At 62.4% G+C, this 7,102-nt stretch carries 7 protein-coding genes and 1 tRNA gene; 4 read left to right on the top strand and 4 right to left on the bottom strand.

The genetic code is table 11. The annotated features are described in order from the left end of the window. The 3 genes from NW833_RS02165 to NW833_RS02155 all read right to left on the bottom strand — a co-directional run. Positions 1-604, bottom strand: a 604-nt coding sequence (locus tag NW833_RS02165) for a J domain-containing protein (protein ID WP_414411392.1), incomplete at its 3' end; no start/stop codon positions are given. Further along, a complete protein-coding gene (locus NW833_RS02160) occupies positions 562-1,470 on the bottom strand; it encodes an ABC transporter substrate-binding protein (RefSeq protein WP_414411391.1) in 909 nt (302 codons plus the stop codon). The genes NW833_RS02160 and NW833_RS02165, both read right to left, overlap by 43 nt. A 51-nt stretch (positions 1,471-1,521) precedes the next feature. After that, positions 1,522-2,349 (bottom strand): inositol monophosphatase family protein, encoded by an 828-nt coding sequence (locus NW833_RS02155; protein WP_414411390.1) that lies wholly within the window; start codon positions 2,347-2,349, stop codon positions 1,522-1,524. A 221-nt stretch (positions 2,350-2,570) separates the two neighbouring features. On the opposite strand from NW833_RS02155, the gene NW833_RS02150 reads away from it, so the two are divergent. From NW833_RS02150 to galE, 4 genes are all read left to right on the top strand, one after another. Next, positions 2,571-3,104, top strand: a complete 534-nt coding sequence (locus NW833_RS02150) for an FHA domain-containing protein (protein ID WP_414411389.1) — start codon at positions 2,571-2,573, stop codon at positions 3,102-3,104. A gap of 67 nt (positions 3,105-3,171) precedes the next feature. Further along, positions 3,172-3,243: transfer RNA gene (locus NW833_RS02145), tRNA-Gln, on the top strand. Between the two features lie 99 nt (positions 3,244-3,342). Next, positions 3,343-4,824 (top strand): cobyric acid synthase, encoded by a 1,482-nt coding sequence (locus tag NW833_RS02140; RefSeq protein ID WP_414411388.1) that lies wholly within the window; start codon positions 3,343-3,345, stop codon positions 4,822-4,824. A 68-nt stretch (positions 4,825-4,892) separates the two neighbouring features. After that, positions 4,893-5,888 carry a UDP-glucose 4-epimerase GalE gene (galE, locus tag NW833_RS02135; protein ID WP_414411387.1) on the top strand — a complete coding sequence of 332 codons (996 nt, stop codon included), beginning with the start codon at positions 4,893-4,895 and terminating at the stop codon, positions 5,886-5,888. A gap of 13 nt (positions 5,889-5,901) precedes the next feature. On the opposite strand, the gene NW833_RS02130 is transcribed toward galE, so the two are convergent. Then, the gene (locus tag NW833_RS02130) at positions 5,902-7,017 is read right to left on the bottom strand and encodes an NAD(P)/FAD-dependent oxidoreductase (RefSeq protein WP_414411386.1); all 1,116 of its coding nucleotides are present in this window, start codon (positions 7,015-7,017) and stop codon (positions 5,902-5,904) included. Positions 7,018-7,102: the final 85 nt, after the last annotated feature.

Raw genomic sequence — 7,102 nt, 5'->3', positions numbered from 1 at the left:
CGGGGCGGGGGCGCCGGCCCGGGCGCCCCCCCAGCCGCGGCCGCCCGCGGCGGCGGGCGTCGCGACCCCCCCGCGGGGGGGGGGTTTTAGGGGCAGGAGCTGGGCTTGCCTTGTAGCCAGCCTTGAGCAACAGATAGGCCAGGTTGAGCTCGCTCAGTTGCTCGGTTTTCTCCAGCAGGGTGGCCAGGGAGCTGTATTGCTCTTTGGCCAGCTTTTCCACCCGCTGGACATACTCTTCCTCCCAGTTGGGAGACTCGGCCAAACCTTTGACTGCCTCTCCCGTAGGCCAGAGATCTGCAGGCGGCGACTCCAGTAGCCGTTGGATGCGCAGCTTGAGCAGAGCCTCGTATTCCGACCGCTCCCGCTCTTTGGTCAGCACCTCGTTGGCCGGGTTGACCAGCTTGGCAAAGAGGACATTGGCCCGCTCTGCCCCTTCCGGATCCCCGACAAAGCGATCCGGGTGCAGGGCCTTGGCCGCCTGCAGGTAGCCGCGCCGAATCCTCTTGGGGTCGGCGGTAAGGGGCACGCCCAGGATGGCAAAGTGGTCGGTCTCGTAACGGGCTAGCCCCCGGTCAATGCGGGGGACATCAGCGTTGGCTCCCATAGTTGCCACCTCTCCAAGATTTGCTGCAGAGTTCCATTTTCGGCCAGGGCTGCGATCGCCGCATCCACCGCTTCCTTCAAGGAAGGGTGCTGCGAGGATACCACTCCCACCAAAGGTATGGGGAAGAGAGGCGGCCCCACTAGGCGCAGCCGGGATCCCGCCTGACGCAGGCCCAGGACAGCCACGGGCTGATCGACGAGCACTGCATCCAACTGGCCGGCCTGGAGCTGGGCAAACAGGCGCTCGGGGTTGCTGGTGGCAAAGAGCCGGATGGGGTTGCCCCGCCTCTCGTTGTAGGCTTCCAACAGCGCTGCTCCCGTACTATTGACTACAATGCCCACCTTGCGGCCAAAGAGCTGGGCCAGAGACTGGATAGGGGGCTCCCCTTGCCCAGGATCCCGCACCACCAAGCGCTGGGGGCTGAGGTAGTAGGGCCGGGTGGCGAGAAACTGCTGCGAATCCAGGCCCAGGCCTTCCCGTGCTCCCCAGATGAGATCCACCTCATCCGCCTGCAAGGCCGTCAACTGCTGGCTCCAGGGGATGTAGACAGGTTCAAGCCGCACCTCTAGCGTCTGGGCAATGGCCTCGAGGATCTCCCACTCAAAGCCGGCGTAGGTTTTTCGCCCCAGGTCGGTGTAGAGGTAGGCAGGGCCCAAGCTGGGATCCAGGCCAACCCGCAGACGGCCCTGCGCCCGAATTTGGGCCCAACGGGAGTCGGAACCCACGAGGGCGGCTGAGGCTGGCTTTTGGGCAGGCTGAGGATAGGCGGGGATCCCCAAGAGAAGCACCAGGCCAAACCCTGCCGCCCAACAACGCCGGAGTCTTTTCCCGACTAAGTGGCCTCCCTTGCTTTGCCAAAGCGCCATGACTTGCTGGCCTTTACGTAGACTTTGACTTTAGCTGCTGCGCTCTCCGAGCTAGCGATTCCGCCGCAGCGGGAAGGAAACCGGCAGGGGGCTGACCTGGGCCAGTTCTTCTTGGAGAGCAGCATGGAGCCAGCCGTTGCTGGCCAGCAGGCGGCCACTGTACACATCTACCGGGCTGCCGTCGTAGGCGGTAACCTTGCCGCCGGCCTCTCGCACCAAGACAATCCCAGCGGCAATGTCCCAAGGGGAGAGACCCCGCTCCCAATAGCCGTCCAACTGGCCAGTGGCCACGTAGGCCAGGTCAAGGGCAGCCGATCCCCCTCGCCGCACTCCCTGGGTGAGGTGGGTGAAGTGGCAGAACTCAGCGTAGTTGTTGTCCGGAGTTTCCCGGCGGTCGTAGGCAAAGCCAGTAACCAGGAGACTGCGGGAGAGTTCGGTAGTAGAGGAGACGCGGATGGGTTTGCGGTTGCGGGTGGCTCCCATCCCTTGTACGGCGCGAAAGAGATCCCCCCGAAAGATGTCGCAGACCACCCCTAGCACCGGCTCCCGCCCCTCCAGCAGGCCAATAGAGACGGCCGCAAAGGGGTAGCCGTGGGCAAAGTTGGTGGTGCCATCTAAGGGATCGATCGCCCAGGTGTAGGTGCCTTCTGGGGATCCCTGCTGGCCCGATTCCTCCGTCAAGATCCCATCTTCGGGGAAGTGGCGCCTCAGGATCTTCAAGATGAGCTCCTCGGAAGCGCGGTCTGCTGCCGTCACCAAGTCCCCTGGACGTTTCTCCTCAATAGCCAGAGCTTGGTCCACGTACTCCCGCAACAGTGCTGCCGCCTCCAGAGCCGCTTCTGTAGCCACATCCAACCGACGCAACAGAGCTTCCGTCACATCCGCACCTTAGGGTTATAAAGTAAGCTATAGACCTGCTACCCAGAATAGCCTGTCTGCTAGCAAGGCTTGCCGCTCCAAGCGGGCCCAGACAGCCAGAGAAAAGCTCTGCCTGATGCAAAATTTGGAGGAGGTGGGAACCTGCAAGTTGCGAGTTTTGTGAGTTGCCTGGAAAGCCTAGGTTGAATGGGGTGTACTTGAAGGTGGGAGAGGGAAAGCCGATGCCATCTAACCTCAGCGACTTTTTTACTGCGACTACAGCAGTGGGCGGAGCACAGCTGTCCGCTAGCCAGGAGTTGGAACTGGCAGAAGAGCTGTTCGAGCCAGTTCCCGAGCAGCCTCTGTCCTACCCGGAGTTCACCCTTTGCCTATGTCATCCTGTGCGGCCCTGCAGCTACATCCTGCGGGGGGATATCTACACCATTGGCCGAGACCCTTCCAACACTATCCAGATTGTCAACCAGTTTGTCTCGCGCCGCCATGCTTACCTGGTGCGGGTGCCTACCCGGTCTAGCCGCACAGGGTTTACCTACTGTCTCATCGACGGCGACCGCCAAGGGCACTCCAGCACCAACGGCGTATTCGTCAACGGCAGCCGCGTGGCTACCCACTACCTGAGAAGTGGGGATGTCATTTACTTTGGGCCGGAGATCCGGGCCTACTTCTTCGAAGTGGTCCCCATCCCCCAGCTGCCCAGCCCTTCTGGGGTCAACTCCGGCCCCCTGGCAAATAGCTGCAGCTTCCCCACGACCTAGGCGACCAAGGAACTGTTGACAGATTCAAAGCCACATCGCTATACTGAGCTAGCTAGGCAAGGTAAATTGGGGCATCGCCAAGTGGTAAGGCAGCGGGTTTTGGTCCCGCCATTCGGTGGTTCGAATCCATCTGCCCCAGCTTGAGTGAGTTTGCTTGGGAGAGGGAGCTGCTTCCCTCCCTTTTCTTCTGCCCCTTTGGAGGGAGGGTCTGCCTGTCGAAAAGCTCAGGGGATCCGCAATGGCCCAGCTGTGCCGCTCCTTGATGGTGGTGGGGACTGCTTCCCATGTGGGCAAGACCCTTTTGGTGGCTGCCCTCTGTCGCCTCCTGAAGAAGGCGGGGAAGAGGGTTTCCCCCTTCAAGGCCCAGAACATGTCGCTGAATGCCTATGTCACTGCCGAGGGCCATGAGATTGCCTACGCGCAGGCCCTGCAGGCCTGGGCCGCCGGGATCCCGCCCGCCGTGGAGATGAACCCGATTTTGCTCAAGCCCCAGGGCAACCTAACTTCCCAGGTGGTCCTCAACGGCGTGGCGGTGGACACCTGTTGTGCCAGTGAGTATTACGAGCGCTGGTTTGCGCCTGCCTGGGAGGCGGTGAAAACAGCTCTGGCTCGCCTGCAGCAGCAGTACGAGTGGATTGTCTGCGAGGGGGCGGGCAGTCCGGCAGAGGTCAACCTCAAGCAGCGGGATCTGGCCAACATGCGGGTGGCTTTGCATTTGGGATCCCCCACCTGGCTGGTGGCAGATATTGACCGAGGGGGGGCGCTAGCCCATGTGGTGGGCACCCTGCAGTTGCTGGAGCCAGAGGAACGGGCCCTGATCCGCGGCATTGTCATCAACAAGTTTCGCGGCGCGCGGGAGCTGCTGCAGCCTGGCCTTGATTGGCTGGAGAACTACACCGGGATCCCCGTGGTCGGAGTTCTGCCCTGGCTGGACTGGGCGCTGCCTCAGGAAGATTCGCTGGGCCTGGAGGCCGGCCCCCAGCTCTGGGAAGTTCGCCGTCCCCGGCGGGGAGACCGGCTGGAGATTGCCGTGGTTCGCCTGCCCCAGGTGGCCAATTTCTCTGACTTCGACCCCTTGCTAGCAGAGCCCAGCGTCCATCTGCGCTGGGTTGTCCCTGGCCAGATCCTGGGATCCCCCGATGTGGTCATCCTGCCCGGCAGCAAAACCACCCTCAAGGATCTGCTGGTGCTGCGCCAGAGTGGCCTAGCCGACCAACTGCGCCACTATTCCGGCCACATTGTTGGCATCTGCGGCGGGCTGCAGATGTTGGGACAAACCATCGCCGATCCTGAAGGCCGAGAGGGAGTTGCCGGCACCTACCCCGGGTTGGGCCTCTTGCCGCTGACCACCGTCTTGCAGCCCACCAAGGTCACCCAGCAGGTGCAAACACAAAGCCGCTGGCCTGCCACCACCCCCGTCCAGGGGTATGAGATCCACCAAGGATCTACCCAGGCCAATTCCTCAGGCTGCCTGCCGATCTTTGAGCAAGAAGGCTTGGGTTGGCGGGATCCCACAGGCCGGGTCTGGGGCAGCTATCTACACGGCCTCTTCGACAACCACCGCTGGCGGCGGCAATGGCTAAACTGGCTGCGCCGACAAAAAGGCTGGGATCCCTTGCCAGAACTGGAGGGCCACTACGCCCAGCAGCGGGAAGAACTGCTGGATCGCCTGGCAGAAGCTTGGCAGCCTTATCTTGATTTGCAGCAGCTTTTGGAATAGGGCGGGGCAATAGCCGAGGTCTGCGAGAATGGCTGTATTCTAGACAGGGATTTCCTTCCCCCTGGCCTATGCGGCTTCTGGTTACAGGCGGCGCAGGCTATATCGGCAGCCACACCTGTAAAGCCCTGGCGGCCCATGGCCACCTGCCGATTGCCTACGACAACCTGGTTTACGGCCACCCCTGGGCTGTTCGCTGGGGGCCCTTGGAAATTGGCGACATTGCCGACCGCCATCGGCTAGATCAAGTCATCCGGCAGTACCGCCCCGAAGGGGTAATTCACTTTGCCGCCTATGCCTATGTGGGCGAGTCGGTCAAGGATCCGGGCAAATACTACCGCAACAACGTGGCCGGATCCCTGACCTTGTTGGAGGCGATGCGGGATCACGGGATCCCCTACCTGGTGTTCTCCAGCACCTGTGCCACTTACGGCGTGCCGGAGCAGATCCCCATCCCGGAAACCCACCCCCAGCGCCCCATCAACCCCTACGGCCAGAGCAAACTCATGGTGGAGCAGATGCTGCGGGACTTCCAGCTTGCCTACGGGATCCAATCCGTTAGCCTGCGCTACTTCAATGCCGCTGGCGCCGATCCTGACGGCGAAATCGGCGAGGCCCATGACCCAGAAACCCACCTCATCCCCCTAGCCCTAGAAGTTGCCGCTGGCCAGCGCTCTCACCTAACCATCTTTGGGGATGACTACGATACCCCTGACGGTACCTGTATCCGCGACTTCATCCATGTTGCCGACCTGGCGCAAGCCCATGTCTTGGCCCTAGAGGCGCTGGCGGCTGGCAAGCCTCTGCAACCTGCTTACAACTTGGGCAATGGCCAAGGTTTTTCTGTCCGGGAGGTGATTGCCACAGCCGAGGCCGTGACCGGCAAGCAGATCCCTGTGCAAGTGGGGGCGCGCCGACCCGGGGATCCGCCGCGGCTGGTGGGCGACGCCACGGCCATTACCCGTGACCTCAACTGGCGGCCCCGCTATACCAACTTGGCTGAGATCCTTCAAACTGCCTGGTGCTGGCAGCAGAAGCGGCCCTATTTTCAAAGACCACGTTGCTAGTGCTCCGTGCTACTCACTTCTGGCGGGGGGCAAAGGCGCTGAGGGTGTCCAGGTCGGTTTTGCCTTCTAGGATCAAGTCTCGCAGGATGGCGGCGCTAATGGGAGCCAGCAAGACCCCATTGCGATAGTGGCCAGTGGCAACGAGCAGATTGGCATAGCCAGGAGCCGGCCCTAGGATAGGAGCGCGCTGCCCTAGCGGTCGCGGCCGCTGGCCGGCCCAGTGCTCCAATAGCCTTGCTTCCGCCAAAGCTGGGCAAAGCCGGATGGCGCGGGTCAGCAGATCCTGAAGAGCCAGCAGGGTTGGCCCGGCGTGGGGGGGCTGAAATTCCACCGTCGCCCCCACCCACAGGGATCCATCCCCTAAAGGAACCAAGTTGAGATCCCCATCAGCCACCACTGGCCCCCACGGGATCCCAGCAGCTTGAATCCGCAGGGCCTGGCCCTTAACAGCTTGCAGCGGCATCTGCAAGCCCAGCTCTTTGGCCAGAGCAGAGCTGCCCAGCCCAGCAGCGAGAACAACGTACCCCGCCGCCAAGGTGAGCGATGGGGTGTGAACCACCTCTACGCGAAAGGGGGGATCTGGGCTGCGCTGAAAGCTGCAAACCGGCTGGTGAAAGAAAAAGCAGGCTCCTCGGCGTTGAGCTGCCTCCAAGAGCGCCTGCGTGAAGAGCTTGGGGTGGATCTGGCGATCGTGGGGAGAGTAGATAGACCCCGCCAGGTCGCTACGCAGGCCAGGCTGCAGGGATCTCACCTCCGCCGGACTCAGCCACTGGAGGTCATAGCCCGCCTGTTGACGAGCTGCCAGGGTCTCTTGCCAGGCTGCTACCTCCTCCTCCTGGAGGAGCCGGAGGATGCCGCGCCGATTGACGGGCAAGGTGCGACCCAAGTCTGCTTCCAGCCGAGCAATCAGGGGATCAAACTGCTCCAGGCTTTTTAGGCGCAACTCCACCACCTCCCCGCTGGGTTGGCGGCTGCAGACTCCCATCAACACCCCCAGCGACGCGCCGGTAGCCCCTGAGGCCGGCTCCCCAGCATCTACCCCAATGACTGATAGCCCTGCTGCTGCTAGCTCATAGGCGATGGCACAACCCACCACCCCGCAGCCAATGACCAACACGTCACAGTTCACGACTCCTCCTCGATCCTGCCGGGCGCGGTGATCTTGAACTGCTGGCTTCCGACTTCGCCTATGAACCGCTCCCCAATTGTGCTGG

Source organism: Synechococcus sp. O70.1 (assembly GCF_047462215.1).
In the GTDB taxonomy this organism is placed as follows: Bacteria; Cyanobacteriota; Cyanobacteriia; order Thermostichales; family Thermostichaceae; genus Thermostichus.
The sequence above is the reverse complement of the archived record's forward strand: the minus strand, read 5'-3'. Positions and strand labels throughout refer to the sequence as shown.